The sequence below is a fragment of the Aridibaculum aurantiacum genome, assembly GCF_017355875.1.
In the GTDB taxonomy this organism is placed as follows: Bacteria; Bacteroidota; Bacteroidia; order Chitinophagales; family Chitinophagaceae; genus Segetibacter; species Segetibacter aurantiacus.
On sequence record NZ_JAFEWC010000001.1, the window covers coordinates 243,532 to 269,166 of the forward strand.

Sequence of the window (25,635 nt, forward strand, 5' to 3'; positions counted from 1 at the left end):
CAGCCGTGACAGCTGCTATTACTTATCTTGCGGCCATGTCTAAAAAGCTTTTCCTGCTCGATGCTATGGCCCTAATTTACCGGGCTTATTATGCACTCATCAGAAGCCCTCGCATCACAAGCAGGGGGCGAAATACAAACGCTCAATTTGGTTTCACTTCCACTTTATACGACCTGATAAACAAAGAAAAGCCTACACACCTGGCTGTGTGTTTTGATACCGATGCAGTAACCGAAAGACATACTGATTTTACTGACTACAAGGCCAATCGCCAGCAAGCACCGGAAGATCTTTCAGCCTCTATTCCTGATATCAAAAAAATCATCAAGGCTTTCAATATCCCGGTGGTGGAACTGGATGGTTATGAAGCAGACGATGTGATTGGAACCATTGCATGGCAGGCTGCGGATAAAGGATACGATGTCTACATGGTAACGCCTGATAAAGATTATGGCCAGCTGCTAAACCGCGAAAGGGTCTTCATTTACAAGCCACCGTACATGGGCAATAAAGAAGAAATACTGGATGCAAAACGCATTACCGAAAAATGGTGCATTGAGCGGGTAGACCAGGTGATAGACATGCTTGGACTCATGGGCGATGCGGTAGATAATATTCCGGGTATACCAGGTGTGGGTGAAAAGACAGCTTGCAAACTTTTGCAGGAATATGGTACACTGGAAAATGTGCTGGAGAATGCTGATAAAATCAAAGGAGCACTAGGTGAGAAAATAAGGAATGGTAAAGATGCAGCTATCATGAGCAAGAAGCTGGCAACCATCATTACCAATGTTCCCGTAGAATTTCATGAAGAGGACTATCGATTGAAAGAATGGAATACGGCAGAGCTGCGTGAGCTGTTCACGGAACTGGAGTTCAAGGCGCTGGGAAAACGAATACTAGGCGAAGAGTTCAACATGTTTGAAAAAGTAGCTACCCTGCCTGGTGGTGGACAGATGGACCTTTTCGTAACGGTAGAAGAAGGTGTTACCACAGGAGTGCAAGTGGCCACCATTCAAAAAGAGCCTGAGGAGCAGGTGGGGCTGGTAGCAGATCAAAATCTTTCTACCACACCACATAATTACATACTGGTAGAGGGTGAGGAGAAAATAAAAGAACTGGTGAACGAACTGCTGCCTGTGGAAGAGGTAAGTTTCGACACTGAAACTACCGGCACTTATGCGCACGATGTGGAGCTGGTGGGGTTAAGTTTTTCGTATAAGAAAGGAGAAGGTTACTACCTGCCAATGCCAAAGGATCATGATGGTATTCTGCAGGTGCTGGAGCTTTTGCAACCCCTGTGGAAGGATGCTTCAAAAAAGTGGGTGGGCCACAACCTAAAGTACGACCTGACGGTGATCAAGTGGTATGGCGTAACCTTAAGCGGAAAGTTTTTTGACACTATGCTGGCGCACTACCTGATCGATCCCGAAGGTCGCCGCAATATGGATTACCTGAGTGCTCAATACCTGCGCTACGAACCTATTCCAATAGAAGACCTGATCGGCAAAGGAAAGAAGCAACTCACCATGCGCGATGTAGAGGTGGAGAAAGTAAAGGATTATGCAGTAGAAGATGCTGACATCACGTTCCAGTTAAAGAATTCATTTGCTCCGCTGATATCCAAGCGAAAAGTAGAAAAGGTATTTGAAGAGGTGGAAACACCGCTGATGGAAGTACTGCTGGATATGGAAATGGAGGGCGTTCGCATAGACAAAGAATTCCTTGCTGAATATTCAAAACAACTGGAGCATGAAGCATCGTGCTGCGAAGAGAATGTGTACCGTGTAGCAGAAGTGCGTTTCAACCTTGCCTCGCCAAAGCAGCTGGGAGAGGTGCTATTTGAAAAACTAAAACTCGATCCAAAAGCAAAGAAGACGAAAACTGGTCAATACGCTACCGGCGAAGATGTGCTGATGAAGCTGGCGGCTGAACATAAGATAGTAGAAGATATACTTGGGTTTCGTGAACTGACGAAACTAAAGAGCACCTACATAGATGCTCTGCCAACCATGGTGCATAGAAAAACGGGAAGGATACATACCTGCTACAACCAGGCTGTGGCTGTAACCGGAAGGTTGAGCAGCAACAACCCAAACCTGCAAAATATACCGGTACGTACAGAGCGTGGACGTGAGATAAGAAAAGCCTTTGTACCACGAAATGAAGAGCATGTACTGATCAGCGCTGATTATTCGCAGATTGAGCTGCGCATTGTTGCTGCCATCAGTGGAGATCCAAACATGGTAGATGCGTTCAAACAAGGAAAAGATATTCATACTGCTACAGCGGCCAAAGTGTATGGTATAGCCGAAGAAGATGTCACAAAGGAAATGCGTTACAAAGCCAAGAGTGTAAATTTTGGCATCATCTACGGGCAGGGCGCTTTTGGTTTGTCTGAAAATTTAAAGATCAGTCGTAACGAAGCGAAAGAGATCATTGAGAATTACAAGAAGCAGTTCCCCAACATACAGCAGTACATGGACAACCAGGTAAAGTTTGCGCAAGAACATGGTTATGTAGAAACCATGTTGGGTCGTAAGCGCTGGCTGAAAGACATCAATAGCGGCAACTTTACGGTGCGTGGTTTTGCGGAGCGTAATGCCATCAATATGCCTATTCAAGGTACGGCTGCCGATATGATCAAGCTGGCAATGATAAAAATTCATAAGGAGTTTAAGCAACGTAATCTAAAAAGCAAGATGATCCTGCAGGTGCACGATGAATTGGTGTTTGATGCACACAGAGATGAAGTAGACATGCTACGACCACTGATCATAGATTGTATGCAATCGGCGCTGCCATTACCTAACGAAGTACCTGCCAGTGCAGAAATAGGAGTGGGAGAGAATTGGTTGGAAGCGCATTAACATATGGATAATCGTGGTAAAATAAATGCTGGAACTTATCCTCATCATCATTGATTAATAAGTTCTAATTCAAATATTCTATTCTAATGATGAGCCTGTGCTGGCTATGAATTTTACTGCTAATTTTTTAGATTGTTAGCATTAAAAGCTCTTCCAATGCACAGACGCAGCTTCATTAAGAATAGCTCCATAATTGCTTGCGGAGCACCCATACTAAATTCGATAGGTTTGAATGATTTTGCCGCCACTTTTGATAATAATAATGAAGAGGTTGTAGAGATAATGGTGGGTAAAATCAAGTGCACCATTTTCCGTGACCATGTCCATACCTATACTGCAAGTCGTTATTTTTCTAACGCTGATGCGCAGGAACTGAAACCGGCTCTGGAGAAATACAAGATAACGCCCGATAAAATCCCTTCGCCTTTTATTGCTATGCTTTTGCAGTATGGCAATAAGAAGATTTTGATAGATACAGGAATGGGTTATTTAGAAAACCCTCTGGTAGTAAATGGAAATGCTATCAAATTTAAAGGTCGCTTGCACAAATTGATGGCAAGTCAAAAATTTAATGCTGCTGACATCAATGATGTTATCATCACTCATTTTCATCCAGATCATATTGGTGGGATATATTCGGAAGCGAATCAATTACTTTTTCCGAATGCACGGTTTCATATGCATGAAGATGAATGGAGTTATTGGCATTCTTCGAAAGCAGATAATCAATCGCCTGTTTTCAAGTACATAATTGAGAAAAACATCAGCCCGCTTAAGGATGGCAACTTAAATCTTATAAAAGGAGATTTCACAGAGATTTTACCCGGATTAACTGCGGTGAAAGCAGACGGCCATACTCCAAGACAAATAGCCATTATCATGCATTCGCAAAAGGATCACTTGCTGTACATATCAGATGCTTTTCTTCATCCATTGCATATTGAGCGGCTCGACTGGCAAACCAATTATGATCTTGATCACGCTAAAGCAAAAGCAACACGCATAAAGCTGCTTGACCTGGCGCATAAAGAAGATATGCTGGTGAATGCATTCCATTTTGATTTTCCCGGACTTGGCAGAGCAGAAAAAAGGAACAACAGCTGGATGTGGAATTACACAAATGCTTAATAGATGAGATAGTGCAGACGTCCAACATTTATCTAAAAAAAAGAACCCAACATCGCTGTTGGGTTCTTTTATCTTTTTATGAAAAGCATTATGCTACAACTGCAGCTTCTGCTATTTTAGCTCTTATCCTGCGTTCTAATTCAGCCATCAATTCAGGATTATCATTTATCAATCCTTTCACTGCATCACGCCCCTGACCTAATTTATTTCCATCGTAGCTAAACCAGCTACCACTCTTTTGAATGATGCCCAATTCTACGCCCATATCAATGATCTCACCCAACTTGCTGATACCTTCACCAAAGATGATATCGAACTCAGCAGCGCGGAATGGAGGAGCAACTTTGTTTTTAACCACCTTCACTTTTACGCGGTTTCCTATAGCTTCATCACCGTCTTTTATCTGTGCCTGGCGGCGAATATCTAAACGAACTGAAGCATAGAACTTCAATGCATTACCACCGGTAGTTGTTTCAGGATTTCCGAACATAACACCAATCTTTTCGCGAAGCTGGTTGATGAAAATACAGATGGTATTTGTTTTGTTGATGGTAGCAGTTAGTTTACGAAGTGCCTGGCTCATCAATCGAGCTTGCAGCCCCATTTTGCTGTCGCCCATTTCACCTTCTAATTCACCTTTTGGTACCAGTGCTGCTACAGAGTCAATCACAACCACATCCAGTGCACCTGACAGGATCAAGCGATCAGCGATTTCAAGAGCTTGTTCGCCATAATCAGGTTGAGAGATCAAAAGATTGTCTACATCCACTCCAAGCTTTTGCGCATAGTTGCTATCAAAAGCATGCTCCGCATCTATGATAGCGCACATGCCGCCTTTCTTTTGTGCTTCAGCAATCACATGTGTTGCAATGGTTGTTTTACCACTACTTTCTGGGCCATATATTTCTATTATTCTTCCTTTTGGTAATCCGCCAATACCCAGTGCTACGTCCAATCCAATCGAACCGGTTGATACCACTTCGATCTCGTTGTTAGCCCTTTCATTCATCATCATCACACTGCCCTTTCCAAAATCTTTATCTATTTTATCAATGGTAAGCTTAAGGGCTTTCAGCTTTTCTACGTTGCTCATTTGGGTTATTTTTTCAGTAAAATTAGATATTGGGTAAAGGTATAGTAATTAAGTTATGCACACTAATTATTTTAGCAAATTGTGCTAACGTTTTTGGAGGATGCCTGTTGGTGCTGCATTTCGGTTAAAACTAAATCTTATTTAATGTCCTCGTTACTTGCCCAGGATGATGATTTCCAACCTTAAATTAATCTGATTTATTGGCTAAAGATGAGCTTATTCGCCTGTTCTATTTCATCCTGGTTAATGGTATGTCCCATGCCCGGGTAGATCTTTTCGGTTACTACGGCATTCATTGATTTTAGGATAGTGGTGGTAGCATACACACGCTCTATTGGTACAAACGGATCCGGATCGCTGGAAGCAATGAAAACAGGCGTGCCAGCAAGATCGCCGCTATAGTTCTGGGTGTACAATTTATCGCCTATCAGTCCGCCGGTTAAAGCTACTATTCCGCCATAGCGTGTAGCATTGCGTGCAGCAAATTCTAATGAGAGACAGGCACCTTGTGAAAAACCTAAGAAGTAAATGTTTTCTTCGCTTATTCCCTGTGATTTTATGTCCTCCACTATATCCTTAAATAATTGCAATGCAGATGATAGGCCGGGTTCATTCTTTGCCGGAGGGGCAAGAAAAGGCAGCGGGTACCATGCACTGTTTCGAGCCTGAGGAGCTAGTATGGCGAAGTTTGCCACGTTGAAATAACCTGCAAGTGATAAGATATCTTGTGCAGATCCGCCACGGCCATGGATCATTATCAAAGCCTTTTTTGCTTCGCTTATTTTCTTGCCTGCGGTTTTTATATCTTTTCCATGCATGCTAATTGATTTAAGGCATCAAGGTCTTCATCAAGATGGTGGAATTAAAAGGAGTAAATCCTTTTCGTCACCTCATTCTTATGAAGCTTTGGGCTTAACCTCAAAAATACATTTATTGGTGGACGAAACATCGCCGCCAATCCAGTTGTAGATATACCCCCTGATAAAACTATTCAAAAAGGATAAAATTCAACTACAACCTTCTCCTGAATTTTCTTTACCGGATATGGGCAAAACGTCCAGCATAAATTACTTCATGCCCTGCATAGCCGTTCCTTTATCCTGGTCCCATATATCAGCATATTCTTCAGCCTTTAATTTAAAGATTGACTTCACGAAAGGACAATAGATCATCACCTTCAGGTTATGCTGTCTTGCATGATCCGCCATGGCAGTAACCAGTTGTTTACCGATGCCTTTTCCCTGCATGCGTTCCACCACACCAGTATGATATATGGACATCTCACCACCGGAAATGCCAACAATCATTTCTGCAATGCGTTCTCCATTTTCGTCAATAGCGAAAGCGCCTTTATCATTTGGTATAAAATCTACTTGCATGATTGAACATTTATTTAAACACTACCATATAAAAGAGAACGCTGCGCCTACCAGTGCCAACACTATGGCAATGATGAGTGCAGGTTTGAAGCCATCTACTTTAAATCCTTTGAAGAATACGTCGGCAAGTTTTATCATAACAGCAGTTACAATCACACGAACAATAAAACTGAGTAAAAACAATGTCACCAGGTTCAGTGGCAAACGAAGCAGTGCGCCAACAGTAGCGTTTAACAAAGCAACTACTACTATTACACCGAGCGCAGTGCTATAGCTGCGTACATGAACCGTTTTCATCACGTTTGAAAGAATAAGCAATACCAATGCGTTCAATAAAAGTTCGATTATGAAGCCCATTTATCTGATATTTTAATTGGTGTATGGTTCTTAAAAAATTATTCCTCGTAAAAAGAACATGCAGCTGCCATATTATGAGTAACCAAATATGCCATTTGACTTTGCTGTGGTTGCGGCTTATAAGGCAGCGTGAGGAGTTCATTTTCACGTATGATAAAACGGTACGATGGAGTTGCGGCAGGTTCTAATTCTATATGCACGAACATTTATTCCAGCAAAATCTTTTACTTTCATATTCTTAAAAAATGTCATGCAAGTTCTATGGCATCCTTCTTTGAGCGTGTTACATGTTCCCATTGTTTGGGGAATTAAATATGATATAGAAATGCTAGCAAAAATTTTACACGCAGTTGTTGCAATGATTGTCCTATTCTTCTTTTTATTACTCCCATCAGCTGGTACATCGCAGTTGCAAAGCAAATGGCAAGCTTCGTTGCATGGAGGATTATCATCAATATCTGGAGATGTGAAAGCACGTACCGGTGTGGGTGGTGGATTTTCTTTACAAAGAAACATCAACAACGTTTTTGCTATTCGTGCTGATTATACAGGCTCAATCAATAAAGGATTGGATGTGACACCAAGAACGGCTGAAGGGATAAATGATAATTCAGTTAATGATCCCTGGCATTATCTGTACCCAAACAACAGGCTATTTGTAGCGAATTATCGTGCAGCTATTCACCGACTATCTGCTAGTGCAGTTGCATCTATATTTAACTGGCACGTACCAAGAACTGCTTATAAGCTGAACACTTATGGAATGCTAGGTTATTCTTTACTTTCCGCCGACGTATCTATTGATGCAGCAACAGCTAATGAACAACCATACAATTACGCTGGTATTAATTTCAATGCATCTAGAAAAGATGTACGCCAGCAATTGAAGCAATTGATGGACGGCAGGTTTGATAGAGTGGCATATTATAAGAACATGCCGTACCACGAAAGAAAGAAGATCCAGTTTTATTATGGGATCAATGCAGGTTTGGGATTTGGTTTTTCGCTGAATGAAAAAATTGAACTAGGCCTGGAGCGCAGGCTTACGGTAGCATTCTCGGATCATTTGGATGGTATAAAACATAGAGGTAGAAGCGACCTTATCCATTATACAAGCTTACAAATCAACTATAAGTTCGGTAGCCTGCTAAATAAGACTGCCAGGAAACTGACACCTTCCGGCCCAGGAACAATGGTCACTTCCAATCATATAATACATACTGTCTCTAATATTGTAAATGCAACAGTAAGAGGCGAAGCTGTTAGTAGTGGAGCAGATACCAACTATTATTTCATTCTCCAATTCAAACCTGCAGTGCCTGGAAATGTTAGCCAATTACATTCAGCTTTTATTCGACTAGAAACGAAGCAAGTAGTGGCTTTACCTTATGCAGGGGTTGCATCTTCATTAAGAGCTGGCAAGGAATTTAGTTATAGAATACGCGTTCCTAGAGAAGCATTGGAAAGTTTAGCTGCCAACAAAGCGACTGAATTGAAAATTGAGACTTCAACTTTTGCACTGGAAGACAGGCTTGTTCCTGGAAGCCAAAGTGTATTCTCTTCTATCAGTAACCAGCTTTTGAGGCATTAGCATTTACATACCAAAAGGATACGTGTCCGGCATCTCGCCGCCCTTTGCTTCTATGTGTAGTGGATGCAGTGCAGTAGTCTGGTGCAGGTAAAGAAAAGCATCGTATCGAAGCGGGATGATGCTCGGTACATAGTTGCCATACATTTCATATTCAGGATTGTAAACCACACCTATAGCACGGTGCGCGATCCTCTCTTCATACATTGCATGGTGCGTTAGTTCATCGAGTAACAGCAACTTATTTTCTTCACCTGCCTGTTGCAGCAGGTCTTCCCAGCTTCCATGCCTGCCTTTAGGAACCTTCATCTTGCGCATGGTAGATCCCCATTTGTTGGCAGCTATCACAGTTCCAAAATAAGAGCCGAACCCCACGAGTACCACGTCCTCTTTATTATAATGATCACGCACCAACTCACCAATATTGTACATGCCATCATCAGCCATATCTGTATAGCGACTGTCGCCAATATGAGTGTTATGTTCCCACACTATCACCTTGCTGTCTGGTCCATGAAAATCAAGCAGGCGCTGTAGTGTTTCAAACATATGACTGTCTCGAACATTCCAACTGCTGGCGCCGCCTTGCATCATTGCCCGGTAATATTTTTCTGCGTTCACGGCTACCAAAGCATTCTGCTCAGTACTAAAAGCCATCTCATGATCAGAATCGTGAAGTGGCATTTTTCGCTGTATCTCTTTCAGCAGTGCCACCACTTCCGACTCGCACAGCTCCGGAACCAGCCTGCTGGCATAAGCATACGACTGACCATCATCTTTTTTATAAGGATCAAAACAGCTAAAAGCTTCTTCGGCAACCTGCAATGCAGCCGGATCTACTTTTTGCAAGTATTCTTTAATGGCTTGCATTGAATCCCAAAGACTGTAAACATCCAGCCCATAAAAACCTACTTTCTTCTCTTTGGGTAAAGGTTCATTGTGTTTGTACAGCCAATCTGTAAGAGCCGCTATTTCCCAATTCGCCCACATCCACGTAGGCCAGCGGTTGAAGTTGTTCAATACTTCTTTAGCAGATTGATGTGTAGTGTATTGCTTGATGTACCTGTTAATAGAATAACAGTCTGGCCAATCTCCTTCGACGGCTATAAAGTTGAAGTTCTTTTCTTGGATAAGTCGCCTGGTGATCTGTGCGCGCCACGTATAATACTCATGTGTACCATGCGATGCTTCGCCAAGCATTACAATACGTGCATCACCTATTCTTTTCAGTAGCGGATCCAGGTCTTGTGCTGTCTGCAGCGGATGTGCAATCTGCCTCACCTGGTCAACCACTTCCTTTTGTTTCCATGATGGAAAGCTTTCCATATCGCGCAGCATAAGTATCTATTGATGGTACATCATAGGTTCATCAAAAGAAATGCCTCAGAAGTTTGCCTTTACTGGTTTGAGACCTGCCATAGTACATCCACAAACCAATGTTTGTTATCGTAGAACTTTTGCAGCGACTTAAAGCCACTTTGGCTGGCAAGATCGTCAACCTGTTGTGGCAGATATTTCTGCGATACTTCCATAAATACAGCCTCGTATTGTTTAAAATGAAAAGTATGATCAGCTATCTCTACCTGCTGATCCTGCATGCTTACAAGGTAGCTTTTACATGCACCGGTACCGGGATCATAGGTTGGGAAATGTTTGAAATGTTGAAGCTGGAAATTGCCACTAAGTTCGCTGTTAATCCTGCGCAGTAAGTTGAAGTTGAAATCGCGTGTAAGCCCGGCCTTATCATTATAAGCATCCAGGATAACCTGTGGATCTTTCTGCAGATCAAAGCCAATAAATACAAGATCACGTGGATTGAGATGCGACCGAAGTTCGGTTAAGAAGTGTTGGCTTTCTTCAATTGGAATGTTGCCTATGTTGGAACCTAAAAACAGGATGACCTTTATGTTGTTGGATAAAGTTTTCACCTTCTCGAGCATGCTGAAGTACTCGCCGTTCAAACCCTGGATGTTGATGCCTGGCACCTGTAGCGGTAGTTGTTTCTCCAGTTGTTGAATTACATTGTTGGAAATATCAATAGGCATGTAACTGTAGCTAATGCCCATGTTTGATAGCTGTTTCAGCAGGTGCACAGACTTAGTAGCATCTCCTGCACCTAGTTCTACAATATCAAATGTTGGTGAAATGGCTGTAAGTGCAGATGCGATTTTGATTGATTGCTCTTGGAATATTTCCATTTCGCAGCGCGTCAGGTAATACTCTTCGCTATGCATTATCTGCTGGAAAATCTGATCACCTGTAGCATCATAAAAATATTTTGAATCAAGCTGCTTTGGTGAAGACGAAAGCCCTTTAATAACTTCTTGAAGAAATTGGTCCATGCTCATTATTTAGCCAGCCGGATACCGGTGTGTTGCCACCGCAGGTGTGGGTGAAAAAAGTTTCTATAGGTATGCCGGCTATGTCCCGGAGAAGTAACCTGTGAAGCGCCTCGTAGTACCTTTTGGTTTACCATAAACTTGCCATTGTATTCTCCAATAGCTCCGGGTGCTTTACTAAATCCCGGGTAAGGCAAATAAGCGCTCTCTGTCCATTCCCATCTCTGTCCCCAATCTAATTTACCTGATGCAGCTTCCCATTCAAATTCTGTTGGCAGGCGCATGCCTTTCCACGCGGCATATGCCGATGCTTCGTAAAAGCTGATATGGTTTAGTATCTCATCTTCCTTTACAGGTTGAAGTCCCTGCATTGTATAATGATGCCAAGTACCATCTATTTGGTGCCAATACATGGGGCTGCTAATATTGTTTGATTTCACCCACTCCCAACCTTCCGAATGCCAATGTCGAAAATCAGTATATCCTCCTGCTGATATAAATTCTATATAAGCACCATTAGATACCAAAGAAGTGGCTATCGAATATGGTTGCAGGTATACTTTATGCCTGCCCAGCTCATTATCAAAACAGAAACTTTCACCTTCATAGCCTATGTCATATATTCCTTCGTTCATTGTTATCCATTCATCTTGTGAACCAGCAAGAACCGGGTTTTCATCACCTGTTTTATAAGCTGGAAACAATGGATTGTGGCCAAGAATGTATTTGATATCTGTATGCAATAGTTCCTGGTGTTGCTCTTCATGGTTCAGCCCAAGTTCTACCAGTTCCTGCAGGTTGGATGTGTAGTTATGGGAGAGAAAAGCCATCATAGCGGCATCTACATATTTTCTATACGAAAAAATATCAGCTACAGTTGGTCGGCTTAGATTACCCCTGTCCGTACGTATCACTCTTGCACCTACCGTTTCGTAATAGCTATTGAATACATAATTGTAAGCCGGGTCAAAAACTTTGTAATTAGGAGCATAAGGCTGTAAAATAAAAGATTCAAAAAACCACGTGGTATGGCCTATATGCCATTTAGGAGGACTGACATCAACAACAGGTTGTACTACGTAATCCTCTGTTTGCAGAGGTTTGCAAATAGCTTCCGTTCGCTGCCTTACATCCTGGTATCTTTCAACGAGCGTCATTGATACTTTTGATTTTTGAAAAGCTGTTTGATGTGGTACATCACTTACAACATTTGTTTAAGCAAAAGGTTGTTTGCAATTGCATGAGGGTATATAATTGGCTAAGGAACAACCTGCACTCCTTTCCAAAAAGCAACACGATCTTTTATATTCTCAGCTGCAGGTTTAGGGTGTGGGTAGTACCATGCAGCATCTTTATTTTCTTCAGTACCTACGATGATATCGTAATAAGATGCTTCGCCTTTCCAGGGGCAGGTAGTTTTAGTAATAGAAGCTCTTACAAGATCTGTATTGATAGATGATTTAGGGAAGTAGTGATTATTCTCTACCACAACGGTGTTGTCGCTTTCTGCAATCACTTCATTATTCCATATTGCTTTCATGCTCAATTATTTAACGCTAAAGCAACGTGCAATAATGATGCCTTGGAAGATTATAAAAGAGAGACGCCTATATTAAGAATCAATGTGGTACAAGCCATTTTTTATCGCGTAAATGATTATCCCTCCTAATGATTTTACATTCATTTTTTCCATCAGTGTTAGCTTGTAGCGCTCCACTGTGCGATGGCTCACAAACAGGATGTCACCTATTTCTTTATTGTTTTTTTCCTGGCAAATGAGCGCAATAACTTCCATTTCCTTTTCAGTAAATTCCACCACTGGTGGTGGCTCTTGTTTACTTTTTAATTTAAGCACCAACTTACTCAGGCGAAGGTTAGCATCTTTACAATAATAGGGTTCGCCTGTGTGAACCGTTTTTATTGCTTCAATGATCTCTTTTTTATCGGCATTTTTAAGCAGGTAACCTTTAGCGCCAGCCTCTATCATATCTACTATCAGGCTGTCTTCATCAAACATAGATAAGGCTACTACTGCAGCTTTATTGCCGTTGTCCAGCAGGTTTTTAGTAGCCGTTACCCCGTCCATACGAGGCATCTTGATATCTGTAAGTATCACATCCGGTTGCAGCTTTCCCGCCATGGAAATCAGTTCTATTCCGTCTTCCGCTTCACCCACCACTTCTATTTCTTTTGCTTTGCGCAAAAGGAGTTTCAAGCCATCTCTATAAACCTCGTGGTCGTCTGCTATCAGCAATCTTATTTTCTCTGCCTCCATTATGCCGGAATTTCAATATTGTATTTTACGCCTTTTCCTGCTGCTGTATCTACATACACATCACCTTGCAAAATCTCTACTCTGCTCAATATGTTGCCCAGTCCATGGCCCACACTTCCTTTAGAAACACTTACCTGGTCAAAACCTTTTCCATTATCAGATATCTCCAGGATCACCATGTCCTGCTTCTTCGCTATTTGTATTTTCATGGTTGATCCACCAGAATGCTTGATAGCATTATGAATGATCTCCTGCGCTATCCTGTACAGGTGAATCTCTTTGTCTTTATCTATCAAGAGATCACCAGTTGAACTGTTGTACTGGATAGAAAGTTTACCAGTCCGGTTTATATTATCAACGTATTCATTCAATGCAGTTACAAAACCTTTTCGCACCAGTGCTACGGGCATCAGGTTGTTAGAGATCTCCCTTATTCGCTGAAGAGAATTATCAAGATGTTTACTAGCTTTTTCTATTAGTTCTTCATCTTCGTCAGAAACATCCACGCTGTTTATCTGCATTTTAACTGCAGAAAGCACCGGCCCCAGTTCATCGTGTAGGTCTGAAGCCATACGTTTCCGTTCGCGCTCAAGAGTAATAATTTCTGCTTGTATCTTTTCTTTATGCAACTGCAGGTTGCGCCTTTGGTGCCTGATCAGGGAGATGATGAAGAAGCTGATTATGACGCCAACAATGACTGCAGCAATCAATAGGGTAAGATAAATTTTAGCCTCTTTTGGATCCATAGAACCGCAATAGTATAAAGAATATTACATAGTAAGTTCACAAATTGCAGAATGTGAAAGAGCCGCCCATAAAAGGTTTTACTAAGACCAGCATCAGAGACAAAGAAGACTTCTATGATTGCTTTGTAGGTGAAGAAGATGACAAAAGAAAGGCAGATTAAGAAGGAAGCATTTTTTAAAATGGTGCTTCTTTCGCGCACAATAACAAAATTCATTTGGTGTAGAGAAAGAAATACAATGATAAAAGAATAAGCAAACCTGTAAATGCTATTGGATGTATAAATGTTGCTGAGTAGGAAGTTGTCGGTTACCCATGTGCCGATAAAGACAAGTAATAAGGTTTGAAAATTTATGATCTTACCCTGCAGCCTACCCCAGTTTTTAAACAGCCACAATATCAGCAGTCCTTCCAGTAGCACATATACATTTCCGTTCAATCCATTGTTGCCAGTAAATTTTACAAAAACCAGGGTCAGCAATTCGTTGAATATACCAAGCCACAATACAACAAGGAATGGATAAAACGAAGGATGCGTTTTTTTAAAATGAAAAACAGCCGCTATAGCCGGCAAAAAAGACGACATCCAGCTTGCATGGTGTAAGAGCTGTAGCATTTGCGATTAGGCTTACCTATTTAAAGGTGAAGGTGATGGACAATTGATCGGGCATCTTTGTGCATCTTCCAGCAGTTCACCATTATTTTCAGCATCGCCACCTTGTAAAACAGCTGCCGGAAGCATGTCGTTACCATCAGCATCTACACCTACTAAAATGGCATGTACTGACAGATCCTGCTGCATGCCATAATAGATACGCAGGCTCTCACAGCCTGCTTGCGACAATAGGGCTTCCACTGATTTCTTATCAAATGTTTCGCATAGCGGAAGTAAAGCTTCTTTCCTGTATTGCTCTTGTAAAATATTATCCTTTTGCTGCCTGTACGTTTGAGTCATGGCAATAGCTTGTTCAAAAGGAATAAGGTGGGGCATAGCGGGCATAAGGTTGGGCAGTTAGTCTGCAATATTAAGTGGAGTTATCGAACTAAACCAGCGGGATATTTCGCGATGTTGTGCGTAATAAGCGACAAAAAATTGCGGAAAATCACGCAGCAGATTGCGTAAGAGTGCTACCATTAGTTGCTACAGGTCACCCTACCTTTGTTTTCACAACAAGTCGTTCAGCAACCAAAACTCGTTCGGCAAATTTTTAATGGGGGTTAAAAGTATTTGCCGTTGATGCTCCTTCTCGAGAGGAGCATCTTTTTTTATCCACCTTTTCCAGGTAATCCATTTTAAATGATGCTTTTTACTACCGTTGCTAAAAAACATTTGAAATACCCTTTGCCTTTGCTTTCACTAATGCACTTTTTCTAATATCTTGCAAATAACCTAAGAACCCTTGCTATCATGACAACAACCTTTAAATACCTGCGGATACTTGTTGCCGACGATGATGTAGAAGATGTGCAACTAGTAAAAGAATCTCTCCTGGAGAACCAGGTAAAAGCCGATGTGAATGAGGTGGATAACGGCCAGGCATTGCTGGAAACTCTTCGAAGCACAACTTCAAATAACAAAGCAAAGCTGAAACCGCACCTGATCATAATGGATATCAACATGCCACGGAAAAACGGATTTGAGACATTAAAGGAGTTGAAAGCAGATGAGGATCTTAGGTCTATCCCGGTTGTCATTTTTACCACTTCTAAAGCTGCTGGCGATATCAAACTTGCTTACGAGCTTGGGGCAAATTGTTTTATTACCAAGCCACAAACTGCTACTGAATGGCACAATACGATAGGCAAGCTGGGACGCTTTTGGACTGAATGTGCCAGCTTAACTCCCTAAGTTTATTTGTTGTAAAGGATGCGGTGAGTGATATTTATATAATTCACAAATTTGAATTTTGTATCATAATAGTTCCGTATGCTTCAAAAGCAAGCCAGTCAAAAGCCATTAGCAAAAAAGTTACACCTCCTTCAAACTTCGCAAACTGTAACGCTGGTTGGTAGTTTTGAACTCGACCTTCTTTCGCATGAGTTACTATGGACTGATGCCATGTTCATGGTGCATGGTCTTGCTGTAACAGAAAATAATAAGATCTCGCTGGCGGATGCGCTGGAAATGGTAGACCCGGTAGATAAGCAGCGGGTTCATCAGTATTTACAAGATGGCACCTTCCAGGAAACTGTTGAATTTGATTTTAGTATCTATACTCCTGCTAAAGAAAAGAAATGCTTGCACGCCTGGTGCACAAACCTGATTGATGAAGATGGTCACCCAGTGAAAAGGGGAAGCTTCCAGGATGTAACACGGCAGCGCATATTGGAGCTAGAACTGCAGGCAGCCAATGAAGAGCTGAAGATAAAAGCTGAAATAAGTGAGCACGCTGAGGTTATTGCTAACACAGGTAGTTATGAGTGGAATTTCCACACCAACCAAATGAAGTATTCGGACAATCTATACCGGATACTTGGAGTAAATCCCGGCGAGATTGAACCTTCACTTGAGTTCTTTTTAGGAGTGGTACATCCTGGCGATCGCCAGTTTATCCAGGATCAAATAAATGCCAGGAGAGCTACAGGAACTATCCTCACCAGTAATTACAGGATACTGCTGCCAAATGGTAAAACAAGGTATATCAACAGCAGGCACCATAAGATTACCAATAGTAAAGGTGATGATATACTAATTGGTACTGTGCGGGATATTACCGACGAACAAAATGTACTTCAGCAACTAAAAGAAAGAACGCTGCTATCGGAGTGTATCAGTGAGAACAACATAGACATGATAGCTGCTTACGATACAGAGCTTCAGTTTATTTGGTGGAACAAGCAATGTGAGCTAAAGTATAATCTTCCGCGGAAACAGGTGTTAGGTAAAAAAGTTACTGAGGTATTTCCCTACGTAAAAGGAACAGAGATAGAAGCTTCTTTAGAGATGGCGTTGAAAGGCGAAAGTACCCACCTGAAAGATCGTAAGTACAATAATATAGAAGGCTATTTTGAAAGTTATATCACACCGTTGAAGCAAGATAACATGCTGTACGGTGTACTTGTTATAACGCATGATCTTACAGAGATAAAAAAAGCTGCTCATACTATGGAGCAGCTAAACCGTGAGCTGCAGGAAAGATCATCATTTACTGAAACGCTTATTGATACCAGTGTGGACGCTATAGCGGCATACGATAAGCAAATGCATATTGTAGCCTGGAACAAAACCAGTGAACAGCGTTTCAAGAAAATGAAAGAGGATGTACTGGGGAAGCATGTGCTGGAAGTGTTCCCTTATTTAAAAGATGATCATAGGTACAACGACCTGCTTGAGGCGCTAAAGGGGAAGTCCTTCCGTTATCACAACCAATACTCAGCAGCCACCAACAGCCACTACCAAAGTTACCTGCTACCACTGCAGGACGATAATCATGAAACATTCGCTGTTCTTTCTATCACGCATGATATCACAGAACTGAAGCAGGTAGCTGAAAAGCTGGATATGCTTAATAAATCGCTGGAAGAGAAGAACCAGGAGCTGGAAAAGTCGAATAACGAACTTGTGTCGTTTAGCTATGTAGCCAGCCACGACCTGCAAGAGCCCCTGCGAAAGATCCGCACTTTTAGCGAAAGGCTCATGGAAAAGGAGATGAACAACTTGTCTGACAGCGGCAAAGACTACCTGATGCGGATGGAGGGCGCAAGCAGGCGCATGCAAAACCTGATACACGATCTGCTTACGCTTTCGAGAACCAATACTTCTCCCAAAGATTTTGAGCTCCACGATCTTAACCTTGTACTGAAAGATGTACAGGCAAACCTGAAAGAGCTTATTGAAGAAACAGGAACCATCATCACATCAGAAGCTCTTCCACAGGCCAAAATTATCCGCGTACAGTTTAAACAAATGCTTGAAAACCTGCTGCTCAACTCTATTAAGTACCGCAAGGCAGGTGAACAACCACAGATTGCAATTTCTTATAAAGAAGTGCCTGCTTCCGCGGTTCCACTAGCTCATTATCAAAACAATAATTCTTTCTTCTGTATTTCAGTAAAAGATAACGGCATTGGCTTCGAGCAAGAATATGCAGAAAAGATATTTGAAGTTTTCCAGCGGCTGCACGGAAAGCACGAATATTCTGGTACGGGAATAGGGCTGGCCATTTGCAGAAAAACCATGCAAAATCACAATGGTTTCATTTCGGCAGTCGGTGAGCCTGGTATAGGAGCTACATTTAATATCTTTCTTCCCGCAGATTAACAGACCATTTCTTTCGATACGCACATTTGCCTAATTGGTGGCATGTTTTTTTACCTTATATATCATTATAAACTATAAAAACAAAATGCTATGGCAGATATAAATGAAGAGAACCAAGGTGTAAATGAAGACCTGGGTCAAACAGAAATGGATCAGCAACAGCAAAGTAGTAGCGAAGGCAACAACGCAAACCAGGATGATTCTGATGAAGGAAAATCAGATGCGGCACAGGCTAATGCAGCTCGTCATGCTGCTGGCGAAGAAAGAAGGACATCCGCACTGCGTTATGCTGATAGAAACCGCAGCTCTACTACCCGTTCAAACGAAGCATCCGATAGACTGGATACCGGTAGTGGTGGACTAGGAGCAGGTGGCGGTCATAGCGCTGGCGAGATCATGTAACCATATCTATCTCTGGTTTAGTAACCAGTAGAAAAAATAATCATAACAGTTTATAAGATGTTATGGTTATTTTTATTAATAACGCTCCTGATAATTAACCCAATACTATTTGTTATCCCGTTCCACCATACAACTACTGCGTATTCCATTTTCTTATTTCCTGATGCCAGTTTACTGGTTTGCTTTAAGTTTTGCTGGTAGCATCAATATCTGGAAAGCCATCCTTGTATTCATCATTCTTCACTTGCTGCTATACCCGTCCAGCAATGGGTACAACAGCTACATGGATAAAGATGAGACGAGTATTGGAGGATTAGCAAATCCATTGCAACCAACGCGGCAGTTGTTTGTTGTTACCATTAGTATGGATGTGCTGGCGGTGCTGCTATCATGCTTTGTCTCCTTATACTTTGCAATTGGTGTAATTTTTTATATCACCTGCTCTAGGTTGTATAGTTACAGGGGAGTGCGTCTGAAGCAATATCCTGTAATAGGATATTTAACAGTTATTGCCAACCAGGGTGCACTTGTGTTTTGGCTTGTGTGGCATGGAGTACAGCCGGAAGTTACTGCAAGTATTCCCTGGCAAGGATTGGTAGCAGCTTCCTTTTTAATAGGAGGTTTTTACCCCATAACACAGGTATACCAGCATGAAGCAGATGCAAAAGATGGAGTGATAACAATCAGTATGAAACTAGGCAAACCAGGAACATTCATTTTTTGCGGAGCAATGTACCTGGTAGCATTTTTCATTTTGTTCCTGTACTTCAGGCAGCACGAAATGATGAACATGTTCCTGGTGATGAACCTCTTTTTTCTGCCGGTCATTATTTACTTTCTATGGTGGATGATGCAGGTGTGGAAGCAACCCGAAAACGCCTCTTTTAAAAAAACAATGAATATGAACTGGCTGGCCAGCACATGTACCAGCCTTGCATTTATCACAATTATCTTTTTACAGCATCGTGGCTAATATCATTTCAATACAAACAGCTGTTCCTGCACATTGTCACCACCAGGGGAATATTATGCAGTTCATGCAAAAGGCGTTTCAGCTGGATGCTGTGGAGTCGCGGAAGCTGGCGTATCTATACAGGCACAGCGATATCGCTCAACGTCATTCAGTTTTGGAAGATTTTGGAGATACAGATGGCGAAGGCGCATTTGTTTCTGCAAGTCACCAGGAGCCTCCATCGCTGGAGGAGCGCATGCAACTGTATGCTAAGCATGCGCTGCCACTTTCTATTGAAGCGGCTAATAAATGCATTGATGGTTACGTGGAGCCTCAGGAGTTAACGCACCTTATTTCGGTAAGTTGTACGGGTATGAGTGCGCCCGGGTTAGATCTTCAGCTTACAGAAGCAATGCAGCTATCGCCAAACATATTTCGTACATCCGTGAATTTTATGGGCTGTTATGCTGCCATTCACGCGCTGAAGATGGCTAAGATGATTTGTGACACAACACCCAATGCAAATGTTTTAATTGTGTGCACTGAATTGTGCACCATTCATTTTCAGCAGAATTATACGCTCGACAATGCCGCCAGCAGCCTGCTGTTTGCAGATGGATGTGCAGCTGTGCTTATTTCAAATTGTATCGAAAAGGAAAACCCTTTGCAGCTGAAGCACTTCTTTTCTGAAGTGGCTTACAAGGGTAAATGTGATATGACATGGGAGTTGGGCAGGCACGGCTTCCTGATGACTCTAAGTGCATTTATCCCGCAACTTATACAGGAAGATATAGCCCTGCTTGTACAAAATGCCCTGAAGAAGAACAACCTCTGCAACGACGATATCACGCACTGGTGTATACACCCTGGCGGAAAAAAGATATTGGACGTGATACAAGACCAGCTAAACCTGAAGAATGAGGACCTGTATTACTCAAGGAAGGTGCTGTCGGAATACGGTAACATGTCTTCACCCACCATACTTTTTGTGCTCAAAGAAATTTTGGAAAGTAATCCCACAGGTGAAATGAACATGTTTGGTTTAGCCTTTGGCCCGGGCCTAACAATGGAAACTTTTATAGCAGGCAGAGCATGAGTTTTAGCAGCAGGTCGCCACTAAAAGAGCTTTTAGACGCAGATAATATTCCCTTTGCTGACATCAAGCAAAACATGAAAGAGCTCAATTTCATCAACACTTATTTAGGCGGGCATAGCATTACGATCAGCGGGTTTAAAAAGTTGGCAGCAGGTAAAAAACAGGTTTCTGTTTGCGAGATTGGGTGTGGCGGCGGTGACAACCTTATAGCTATTCAAAATTATGCACTTAAAAAAGGAGTGAATGTAAACTTGATCGGGATTGACTTGAAAGAAGAATGTATTGCTTATGCCCGTACCAGTGGACGACTTCCTGCTTCTGCGGAGTTGTTTGTTTCAGATTACAGATCAGTGAATTTTCAAGAAAAGCCAGACATCATTTTTTCAAGCTTGTTCTGTCACCACTTCAATGAAGGTGAGTTGCAGGAGCAGTTTGCATGGATGAGCAAGAACAGTCGCCTTGGTTTTTTTGTGAACGACCTGCAGCGGCATCCATTGGCTTATTATAGTATCAAGGGTTTAACTGCACTATTCTCGTCATCTTACCTTGTAAAACACGACGCACCCTTGAGTGTGCTTCGGGGCTTTAAAAAGAATGAGCTACTGCGGTTGTGCAAAAATGCCCAAACGTTACCAGTTCATTTAAAATGGCGTTGGGCCTTCAGGTATCTTTTGTGGTATAAACATGCAGCATAATCAGTCATACCAGGTAGCTATTGTGGGTGGTGGTTTGGCCGGCCTTTGTATGGCTATCCAATGTGCTACACAAGGTTATACTACTATAGTTTTTGAAAAAGAGCAGTACCCGTTTCATAAAGTTTGTGGCGAATACATCAGCATGGAAAGCCATGCATTTCTCCAGCGGCTCGGTTTCAATCCGGCTGCTTTTGGTGTTCCTTATATCAATCAACTGTATGTAAGCGATGTGGCGGGTAAGGGTTATAATTTTAGATTGCCGCTGGGTGGTTTTGGTATCAGCCGCTACAGCCTCGATTATGCTCTATATCAGATTGCGGTACATAAAGGAGTCGCTTTTGTTCATGAAAAAGTAAATGATGTAAGGCTGGAAGGGGAGCAGTTTGTTATAGAAAGCCAGCTTCATCCATGTACTGCAGCTGTTGTAGTAGGTAGTTTTGGCAAAAGAAGCAACCTGGATGTAAAATGGAAACGCTCTTTCACTGAAAAGAAAACTAGTGGTGAAAATTATATTGGTGTAAAATACCACGTAAGGTATCCGCAACAGGCCAACCAGATAGCGCTGCATAATTTCAAAAATGGCTATTGTGGCATCTCGAAAATTGAGGATGAAAAGTGCTGCTTATGCTACCTTACCACAGCTAAAGAACTGAAAGCTGCTGGCGGATCAATTGACAAAATGGAGCAAACACTGCTGGCAAAGAACCCGCAGCTAAAGCGCATTTTTTCTACCGCTGAATTTTTGTATGATGAGCCACTGGCCATTTCGCAAATAAGCTTTCAGCCCAAAGTAAATGTACAAAACCATGTTTTGCTGGTTGGTGATGCAGCAGGATTAATAACTCCTCTTTGTGGAAACGGTATGAGTATGGCCATCCACGGAAGCAAGATATGCTTTCAAGTAGTAAACGATTTTATGCAAAAGCGTATTGGCCGGAAGGAGATGGAAAGAGAATACAGCCGCCTTTGGAAACAGCAATTTGCCAGCAGGCTATACTGGGGAAGATTGGTTCAACGCTTTTTTGGAGATCCTGCTACTACAGGCATTTTCCTCAGGATGATGAATATGTTGCCGCCATTGTCAAGGCAGCTTATCCGATCTACCCATGGAAAACCTTTTTAAAAAGAAAAGACCTGCGGGCTCATTACCTGCAGGTCATTTATATGCTTTACACTACATAACTGGTAACTTCTTACTCGTTTCATCCGGGTCGTTACCTATTGCTACTCCGTCATCATCGTCGTCGTCATCCTCATCATCATCTTCTTCTTCGTTCAGAGAGAAATGACTTGACAGCCTTCCTTGATCTTTAGGAGTAGTTTCTACATTTACATTATCCAGGAATTCTTCAGGGGATTCTTCATTTACCACCTGTGTTTGCTCATCCTGGTTTGTTACTATCTCATCTCCTTCCTGTACAGCCGATTCCCCGGAATCATTCGCTGTTTTAGTGTCAGAGCTTGTAGCTCCGCCTTCTTTTATTTTAGGAGGATTATCAACATTCTGATTATTAAGTCCCTGTGTGTCTTCCATAATCTTTAGTTTATGCTGTATTAGTAGTAAAAACTATACCATTGCGCCACAACATAAAGTGGATAACAAAGCTAGAAGCAGGAATACAAATCAGTAATCGGAAAGACTAATTGTTCGATTAAGGAGTAAAATGGATAGAAGAATGCGCACAAAGACCAGCAACTATAAGCTGAAGATCTTTGTGCGTCTATTATTTAAGAAAGTTATCTATTTGGGATATGGAAATGGGCTTTTCAACCACCTGGCACTGCGAATCTGTGATATCCGGTTTGTGCATTGGCTTGTTAGCGCTTATCAAAAAAAGATGAACATCGGGAACAGCGTCCAATATATTTTTAGCTGCAGGCCATCCAAGACCGTCAGGTAAATTATTATCTAGAATGACAATATCAGGTTCGTTGTTTTTTAAAAGGCCCAGCCCATCTTGAAGAGTATGAGAAATACTTACCTCGCAATTTTTCTTGGATAAATAGAATTGCATCAGTAAACAGAAATCTACCTCATCATCAATAATTAATACTTTCTTCTTATCCATGCGCAAAGCGGTTAAAAAATATTGCCACTGTCTTTTACATTGTCAGCAAGTTTTTTTGCCGGCTTCTGTAGAAACAATTTCACAAATAACGGAGGAATTTAAAGAAAATTTCATTTGTACAAAGAATAGTTATAGCCGACGGGGCTTTGAGGGCTTTTGGGGTAGGATAGCAACCCTTGCCTGAAGGTAAAGAATCTGCTGGTGGCAAGGAAATTGCCGTCCTCTGCTCAAACAGATTTTATACATGAAGAAGTACTTATTAGCTGCTGTATTAGGGGTATGTGCGGTAACAGCAAATGCACAGTCCAGGTCAAGATTTTCATTGGGTCCGAACGCCGGTGTAGGTAGCACCTGGATCGACAATGTGCAAAACAAGAAATTTAAAACCCATGGAAATGTGGGGCTCTCAATGGTTTTTAGTGCACATCCAAATTTTGGAATTGGCACCGATGTCAAATATTCGTTTGAAGGCGGAAGAACAGATAATGCTCTGCCAAATAACTCAGTAGGCATTCACGAGATCAGCCTGGATTATTTACGCGTTCCAATTAAAGCCATCTACTTTTTTGGTAAACCAGGACATCGATTAAGACCAAAATTATCAGCAGGCCCATCACTTGGATTTTTAATGGGTGGTAAAACTACTTACTCCGTTCGCAACCAGTCAGGCGTTGTTTCACCTATTTCTTCAGCACGTTCTAAAGATGTATGGAACAGCTTTGATATTGGCTTGCAGGGTGCGGGTGGAATTCACTATAGGCTGGTTCAAAGTACATGGTTGGTAGCTGATGTAACATACTACCATGGCTTAAGAGATATTGTTGACAACAACAACACAAATGTTCAGCATAAAAACAGGAACCTCGGGCTGAATTTAGGCGTGAACTTCGGGTTGTAACACCGGGATAACAAGCTCTTTAAGATTTAGTTTTCACTATCCGGAATAAAGAACCACTTTGTGCTTCTCACCCGGAACAAAATGAATATTTATGATGATAAGGACTATTAAAAACTCATTACTTGTTCTATGTATTGCCGGCACTATGGGTGTAGGTTGTAAAACCATGAATAAGCAACAGAAAGGTGTACTTATAGGTGCAGGTGCTGGTGGTGCAGTAGGCGCAGGTGTAGGAAAAGCGGCAGGCAACACTGCACTGGGAGCTATCATTGGTGCTACTGTTGGTGGCGTTACCGGTGGTGTAATTGGTAGAAAAATGGACAAGCAGGCTGAAGAAATGGCTAAGATACCCGGAGCTGAAGTAAAAAGGGTGGAAGAAGGTATAAACGTAACATTTGAATCAGGTGTGCTGTTCGGTGTCAATCAATCTTCTCTTAATGCCACTGCACAGGGAAATATTCGTCAGCTGGCAGAGGTGCTTAATAAGTATCCTGATACTTATGTACTGATAGAAGGTCATACAGATAATACTGGTTCTGCCAGCCACAACATGACCTTGAGCGAAAGAAGAGCAAAATCTGTAGCTGATTACTTAAGAAGCCAGAACATAGCTTCATCAAGGCTTAAAACTGCATGGTATGGTTTAACACAGCCAAAGTATCCTAATGACTCTGAAGCAAACAGGGCTAAGAACAGGAGAGTGGAATTTGCCATTTACGCCAACGAGAAAATGGTAGAAGAAGCTAAGCGTGAAAGCAATGGCTAATATTCTTTAAAAAATAATACCGGCACTTTGTGCCAACAAAAAAAGCTATCGATATCGATAGCTTTTTTATATCAAAAGTAGAGAGACTAGTATGTCTGCTTCCTAAGTTTTTCAATCAAGTCGCGCATTTCCTGGTTTGTATAAAATTTATACAGTTCCACTTCTTTTCCATCAGGATCTGCATCTATAGCGCCCGGTATTTTGGTAAAAGGACCATAAACACGTGCATTAACGTTGCCAGAAATTTTTACAACCTGGTTAGGTGCGATAATGAAGTTGGTGCCACCTTGCTTCACATTAGCACCGGTAGTAAGTTGTACAAGACTATCAATCTTCAGTTTCAGCTCTTCCTGTGTCATAACTTTTCCGGAGCTTAGGTCAGTGCCTATGTTTTGCTTAGCTCCTACAATTGTATCCGTTCTTAGGTTCAACATGTAAAAACCTTCACCTGCCGGAACAGCTACATCTTTTTTACTACCATCTACATCTACGCTCAACTGGCTTTCTTTATCATCAGTAAGTTGAACTGTTGCTTCAGCGTATCCTGATCCTTGTTTAAGTGTAACGGAATTTTCTCTTGCTGTTAATGTGCCTTTGCCCATTACCAATACTTTCTTTTTGGTAGGAGTATTACACGATGCAATAATTGTAAGTGTGCATAGTGCAGATAAGAAGACTCTTTTCATGTTTAGATATTTAAAAAGAAAAACCCCGGCAACATCG

Annotated in this window: 27 protein-coding genes; 12 read left to right on the plus strand and 15 right to left on the minus strand. The window is 41.8% G+C overall.

Going from position 1 to position 25,635, the window contains the following annotated elements; translation table 11 throughout:
* Positions 1 to 35: 35 nt before the first annotated feature.
* Positions 36 to 2,870, plus strand: coding sequence for a DNA polymerase I (gene polA / locus J4N22_RS00960; RefSeq protein WP_207491772.1), 2,835 nt, complete (start codon positions 36 to 38; stop codon positions 2,868 to 2,870).
* A gap of 156 nt (positions 2,871 to 3,026) precedes the next feature.
* Complete coding sequence (locus tag J4N22_RS00965; protein WP_207491773.1) at positions 3,027 to 3,998, plus strand: MBL fold metallo-hydrolase; 972 nt, start codon at positions 3,027 to 3,029, stop codon at positions 3,996 to 3,998.
* Positions 3,999 to 4,086: 88 nt separating this feature from the next.
* Here the strand turns inward: J4N22_RS00965 and recA are convergent, their stop codons facing one another.
* The 4 genes from recA to J4N22_RS00985 all read right to left on the minus strand — a co-directional run bounded on the left by recA (position 4,087) and on the right by J4N22_RS00985 (position 6,827).
* Positions 4,087 to 5,091 carry a recombinase RecA gene (recA, locus tag J4N22_RS00970; protein WP_207491775.1) on the minus strand — a complete coding sequence of 335 codons (1,005 nt, stop codon included), beginning with the start codon at positions 5,089 to 5,091 and terminating at the stop codon, positions 4,087 to 4,089.
* Positions 5,092 to 5,288: 197 nt separating this feature from the next.
* The gene (locus J4N22_RS00975) at positions 5,289 to 5,909 is read right to left on the minus strand and encodes an alpha/beta hydrolase (protein ID WP_207491777.1); all 621 of its coding nucleotides are present in this window, start codon (positions 5,907 to 5,909) and stop codon (positions 5,289 to 5,291) included.
* 249 nt (positions 5,910 to 6,158) lie between these two features.
* The gene (locus tag J4N22_RS00980) at positions 6,159 to 6,470 is read right to left on the minus strand and encodes a GNAT family N-acetyltransferase (RefSeq protein ID WP_207491779.1); all 312 of its coding nucleotides are present in this window, start codon (positions 6,468 to 6,470) and stop codon (positions 6,159 to 6,161) included.
* A gap of 21 nt (positions 6,471 to 6,491) precedes the next feature.
* Positions 6,492 to 6,827, minus strand: a complete 336-nt coding sequence (locus J4N22_RS00985) for a phage holin family protein (protein WP_207491781.1) — start codon at positions 6,825 to 6,827, stop codon at positions 6,492 to 6,494.
* A gap of 250 nt (positions 6,828 to 7,077) precedes the next feature.
* On the opposite strand from J4N22_RS00985, the gene J4N22_RS00990 reads away from it, so the two are divergent.
* Entirely contained in the window at positions 7,078 to 8,418 is a 1,341-nt protein-coding gene (locus J4N22_RS00990) for a hypothetical protein (protein WP_207491783.1), read from the plus strand.
* 3 nt (positions 8,419 to 8,421) lie between these two features.
* Here the strand turns inward: J4N22_RS00990 and J4N22_RS00995 are convergent, their stop codons facing one another.
* The 8 genes from J4N22_RS00995 to J4N22_RS01030 all read right to left on the minus strand — a co-directional run bounded on the left by J4N22_RS00995 (position 8,422) and on the right by J4N22_RS01030 (position 14,764).
* Positions 8,422 to 9,753, minus strand: a complete 1,332-nt coding sequence (locus J4N22_RS00995) for an erythromycin esterase family protein (RefSeq protein ID WP_207491785.1) — start codon at positions 9,751 to 9,753, stop codon at positions 8,422 to 8,424.
* A 59-nt stretch (positions 9,754 to 9,812) separates the two neighbouring features.
* Positions 9,813 to 10,757, minus strand: a complete 945-nt coding sequence (locus J4N22_RS01000; RefSeq protein ID WP_207491787.1) for an L-histidine N(alpha)-methyltransferase — start codon at positions 10,755 to 10,757, stop codon at positions 9,813 to 9,815.
* Positions 10,758 to 10,762: 5 nt separating this feature from the next.
* Positions 10,763 to 11,911: an ergothioneine biosynthesis protein EgtB gene (egtB, locus tag J4N22_RS01005; RefSeq protein ID WP_207491789.1), complete on the minus strand. Its 1,149-nt coding sequence runs from the start codon at positions 11,909 to 11,911 to the stop codon at positions 10,763 to 10,765.
* Positions 11,912 to 12,012: 101 nt separating this feature from the next.
* Positions 12,013 to 12,294, minus strand: coding sequence for a DUF427 domain-containing protein (locus J4N22_RS01010; RefSeq protein ID WP_207491791.1), 282 nt, complete (start codon positions 12,292 to 12,294; stop codon positions 12,013 to 12,015).
* Between the two features lie 72 nt (positions 12,295 to 12,366).
* Complete coding sequence (locus J4N22_RS01015) at positions 12,367 to 13,029, minus strand: response regulator transcription factor (RefSeq protein ID WP_207491793.1); 663 nt, start codon at positions 13,027 to 13,029, stop codon at positions 12,367 to 12,369.
* Entirely contained in the window at positions 13,029 to 13,775 is a 747-nt protein-coding gene (locus tag J4N22_RS01020) for a sensor histidine kinase (RefSeq protein ID WP_207491796.1), read from the minus strand. Before J4N22_RS01020 ends, J4N22_RS01015 begins: the two co-directional genes overlap by 1 nt.
* Positions 13,736 to 14,389 (minus strand): hypothetical protein, encoded by a 654-nt coding sequence (locus tag J4N22_RS01025; RefSeq protein ID WP_207491798.1) that lies wholly within the window; start codon positions 14,387 to 14,389, stop codon positions 13,736 to 13,738. The genes J4N22_RS01020 and J4N22_RS01025 overlap by 40 nt, the downstream gene beginning before the upstream one ends.
* 12 nt (positions 14,390 to 14,401) lie before the next feature.
* A complete protein-coding gene (locus J4N22_RS01030; RefSeq protein WP_207491800.1) occupies positions 14,402 to 14,764 on the minus strand; it encodes a hypothetical protein in 363 nt (120 codons plus the stop codon).
* Between the two features lie 417 nt (positions 14,765 to 15,181).
* On the opposite strand from J4N22_RS01030, the gene J4N22_RS01035 reads away from it, so the two are divergent.
* The 7 genes from J4N22_RS01035 (at position 15,182) to J4N22_RS01065 (ending at position 22,302) form a co-directional block, all read left to right on the plus strand.
* Complete coding sequence (locus J4N22_RS01035; protein ID WP_207491802.1) at positions 15,182 to 15,622, plus strand: response regulator; 441 nt, start codon at positions 15,182 to 15,184, stop codon at positions 15,620 to 15,622.
* Positions 15,623 to 15,700: 78 nt separating this feature from the next.
* Complete coding sequence (locus J4N22_RS01040; protein WP_207491804.1) at positions 15,701 to 18,034, plus strand: PAS domain-containing sensor histidine kinase; 2,334 nt, start codon at positions 15,701 to 15,703, stop codon at positions 18,032 to 18,034.
* A gap of 90 nt (positions 18,035 to 18,124) precedes the next feature.
* The gene (locus J4N22_RS01045; RefSeq protein ID WP_207491806.1) at positions 18,125 to 18,436 is read left to right on the plus strand and encodes a hypothetical protein; all 312 of its coding nucleotides are present in this window, start codon (positions 18,125 to 18,127) and stop codon (positions 18,434 to 18,436) included.
* 109 nt (positions 18,437 to 18,545) lie between these two features.
* Positions 18,546 to 19,409: a UbiA family prenyltransferase gene (locus J4N22_RS01050; RefSeq protein WP_242692011.1), complete on the plus strand. Its 864-nt coding sequence runs from the start codon at positions 18,546 to 18,548 to the stop codon at positions 19,407 to 19,409.
* A complete protein-coding gene (locus tag J4N22_RS01055; RefSeq protein WP_207491808.1) occupies positions 19,402 to 20,484 on the plus strand; it encodes a 3-oxoacyl-[acyl-carrier-protein] synthase III C-terminal domain-containing protein in 1,083 nt (360 codons plus the stop codon). The genes J4N22_RS01050 and J4N22_RS01055 overlap by 8 nt, the downstream gene beginning before the upstream one ends.
* Positions 20,481 to 21,179 (plus strand): methyltransferase domain-containing protein, encoded by a 699-nt coding sequence (locus J4N22_RS01060; protein WP_207491810.1) that lies wholly within the window; start codon positions 20,481 to 20,483, stop codon positions 21,177 to 21,179. The genes J4N22_RS01055 and J4N22_RS01060 overlap by 4 nt, the downstream gene beginning before the upstream one ends.
* On the plus strand, positions 21,169 to 22,302 hold the full coding sequence (locus tag J4N22_RS01065) for an NAD(P)/FAD-dependent oxidoreductase (RefSeq protein WP_207491812.1): 1,134 nt from the start codon (positions 21,169 to 21,171) through the stop codon (positions 22,300 to 22,302). Before J4N22_RS01060 ends, J4N22_RS01065 begins: the two co-directional genes overlap by 11 nt.
* Before the next feature lie 51 nt (positions 22,303 to 22,353).
* On the opposite strand, the gene J4N22_RS01070 is transcribed toward J4N22_RS01065, so the two are convergent.
* Positions 22,354 to 22,713, minus strand: a complete 360-nt coding sequence (locus J4N22_RS01070) for a hypothetical protein (RefSeq protein WP_207491814.1) — start codon at positions 22,711 to 22,713, stop codon at positions 22,354 to 22,356.
* Positions 22,714 to 22,903: 190 nt separating this feature from the next.
* Positions 22,904 to 23,248 carry a response regulator gene (locus tag J4N22_RS01075; protein WP_207491816.1) on the minus strand — a complete coding sequence of 115 codons (345 nt, stop codon included), beginning with the start codon at positions 23,246 to 23,248 and terminating at the stop codon, positions 22,904 to 22,906.
* Between the two features lie 244 nt (positions 23,249 to 23,492).
* On the opposite strand from J4N22_RS01075, the gene J4N22_RS01080 reads away from it, so the two are divergent.
* Together J4N22_RS01080 and J4N22_RS01085 are read left to right on the plus strand one after the other, a co-directional pair.
* Entirely contained in the window at positions 23,493 to 24,146 is a 654-nt protein-coding gene (locus J4N22_RS01080) for a porin family protein (protein ID WP_207491818.1), read from the plus strand.
* Between the two features lie 91 nt (positions 24,147 to 24,237).
* A complete protein-coding gene (locus J4N22_RS01085; RefSeq protein WP_207491820.1) occupies positions 24,238 to 24,912 on the plus strand; it encodes a YiaD family glycine zipper/OmpA-like lipoprotein in 675 nt (224 codons plus the stop codon).
* A gap of 86 nt (positions 24,913 to 24,998) precedes the next feature.
* Here J4N22_RS01085 and J4N22_RS01090 read toward each other — a convergent pair whose 3' ends face one another.
* Entirely contained in the window at positions 24,999 to 25,598 is a 600-nt protein-coding gene (locus tag J4N22_RS01090; RefSeq protein ID WP_207491822.1) for a hypothetical protein, read from the minus strand.
* Positions 25,599 to 25,635: the final 37 nt, after the last annotated feature.

What these genes read in the sequence shown, in the direction of transcription:
- J4N22_RS01000 (WP_207491787.1), bottom strand. Translation starts at nt 10,757, where the DNA reads ATGGACCAATTTCTTCAAGAAGTTATTAAAGGGCTTTCGTCTTCACCA.
- J4N22_RS01045 (WP_207491806.1), top strand. Translation starts at nt 18,125, where the DNA reads ATGGCAGATATAAATGAAGAGAACCAAGGTGTAAATGAAGACCTGGGT.
- polA (WP_207491772.1), top strand. Translation starts at nt 36, where the DNA reads ATGTCTAAAAAGCTTTTCCTGCTCGATGCTATGGCCCTAATTTACCGG.
- J4N22_RS00985 (WP_207491781.1), bottom strand. Translation starts at nt 6,827, where the DNA reads ATGGGCTTCATAATCGAACTTTTATTGAACGCATTGGTATTGCTTATT.
- J4N22_RS01025 (WP_207491798.1), bottom strand. Translation starts at nt 14,389, where the DNA reads ATGCTACAGCTCTTACACCATGCAAGCTGGATGTCGTCTTTTTTGCCG.
- egtB (WP_207491789.1), bottom strand. Translation starts at nt 11,911, where the DNA reads ATGACGCTCGTTGAAAGATACCAGGATGTAAGGCAGCGAACGGAAGCT.
- J4N22_RS00975 (WP_207491777.1), bottom strand. Translation starts at nt 5,909, where the DNA reads ATGCATGGAAAAGATATAAAAACCGCAGGCAAGAAAATAAGCGAAGCA.
- J4N22_RS01035 (WP_207491802.1), top strand. Translation starts at nt 15,182, where the DNA reads ATGACAACAACCTTTAAATACCTGCGGATACTTGTTGCCGACGATGAT.
- J4N22_RS00990 (WP_207491783.1), top strand. Translation starts at nt 7,078, where the DNA reads ATGCAAGTTCTATGGCATCCTTCTTTGAGCGTGTTACATGTTCCCATT.
- J4N22_RS01070 (WP_207491814.1), bottom strand. Translation starts at nt 22,713, where the DNA reads ATGGAAGACACACAGGGACTTAATAATCAGAATGTTGATAATCCTCCT.
- J4N22_RS01040 (WP_207491804.1), top strand. Translation starts at nt 15,701, where the DNA reads ATGCTTCAAAAGCAAGCCAGTCAAAAGCCATTAGCAAAAAAGTTACAC.
- J4N22_RS01085 (WP_207491820.1), top strand. Translation starts at nt 24,238, where the DNA reads ATGATGATAAGGACTATTAAAAACTCATTACTTGTTCTATGTATTGCC.
- J4N22_RS01090 (WP_207491822.1), bottom strand. Translation starts at nt 25,598, where the DNA reads ATGAAAAGAGTCTTCTTATCTGCACTATGCACACTTACAATTATTGCA.
- J4N22_RS01020 (WP_207491796.1), bottom strand. Translation starts at nt 13,775, where the DNA reads ATGGATCCAAAAGAGGCTAAAATTTATCTTACCCTATTGATTGCTGCA.
- J4N22_RS01080 (WP_207491818.1), top strand. Translation starts at nt 23,493, where the DNA reads ATGAAGAAGTACTTATTAGCTGCTGTATTAGGGGTATGTGCGGTAACA.
- J4N22_RS00965 (WP_207491773.1), top strand. Translation starts at nt 3,027, where the DNA reads ATGCACAGACGCAGCTTCATTAAGAATAGCTCCATAATTGCTTGCGGA.
- J4N22_RS01030 (WP_207491800.1), bottom strand. Translation starts at nt 14,764, where the DNA reads ATGCCCCACCTTATTCCTTTTGAACAAGCTATTGCCATGACTCAAACG.
- J4N22_RS00980 (WP_207491779.1), bottom strand. Translation starts at nt 6,470, where the DNA reads ATGCAAGTAGATTTTATACCAAATGATAAAGGCGCTTTCGCTATTGAC.
- J4N22_RS01075 (WP_207491816.1), bottom strand. Translation starts at nt 23,248, where the DNA reads ATGGATAAGAAGAAAGTATTAATTATTGATGATGAGGTAGATTTCTGT.
- J4N22_RS01010 (WP_207491791.1), bottom strand. Translation starts at nt 12,294, where the DNA reads ATGAAAGCAATATGGAATAATGAAGTGATTGCAGAAAGCGACAACACC.
- recA (WP_207491775.1), bottom strand. Translation starts at nt 5,091, where the DNA reads ATGAGCAACGTAGAAAAGCTGAAAGCCCTTAAGCTTACCATTGATAAA.
- J4N22_RS01060 (WP_207491810.1), top strand. Translation starts at nt 20,481, where the DNA reads ATGAGTTTTAGCAGCAGGTCGCCACTAAAAGAGCTTTTAGACGCAGAT.
- J4N22_RS01065 (WP_207491812.1), top strand. Translation starts at nt 21,169, where the DNA reads ATGCAGCATAATCAGTCATACCAGGTAGCTATTGTGGGTGGTGGTTTG.
- J4N22_RS00995 (WP_207491785.1), bottom strand. Translation starts at nt 9,753, where the DNA reads ATGCTGCGCGATATGGAAAGCTTTCCATCATGGAAACAAAAGGAAGTG.
- J4N22_RS01015 (WP_207491793.1), bottom strand. Translation starts at nt 13,029, where the DNA reads ATGGAGGCAGAGAAAATAAGATTGCTGATAGCAGACGACCACGAGGTT.